Genomic DNA, 541 nt, shown 5'->3' on the forward strand with positions numbered 1-541 from the left:
TGATCAACAAAACGGAGTGAACAGCAATCATCAAATACACAGCAGCCATTAAACGATGCGACAACTTAAATGGCTTGTATTTAACAACCGTCCACAATGACACCACGAGCAATGCCAAGAGCAGGTAAAAACCCCACTCCCCCAAACCAAGCCCCACATCGCGCAGCTCTTTGACCCAGAGTTCTAAACCGACAAAGTTGTTCCCAGAAGGCCCAACCCCGGTGTGTTTGATTGGTTTTTCGAGCACTCCTGCCGACACTAGCCATTTTGGCACTTTATACGTCAACCAATGCACGACTCCGAGGCTAACCCCCGCAATGCCGAGCCATTTATGCACACGATAGGCCTTATCCATCCCGTGAACCCATTGCTCGATCACAGGTAAGCGCAGCGCCAACACCATCGCAATAGACATCAAAGCCAACGACAAAACACCAGAATATTGAATAAGCGCGGAGCGCCATTGGAAGAATTGGGTCGAGGACAGCAGTTGCGGTTCACTCATCCACCACAACACAGACACGGCGGCAATTATCATCCA

1 protein-coding gene is annotated in these 541 nt (G+C 49.9%); it reads right to left on the reverse strand.

The window, feature by feature from the left end; genetic code table 11:
- Positions 1-541 (reverse strand): ferric reductase-like transmembrane domain-containing protein (locus R7R24_RS29820; protein WP_318120603.1); only part of this gene is annotated, 541 nt, incomplete at both ends.

It is taken from the genome of Vibrio sp. 704, from assembly GCF_033339295.1.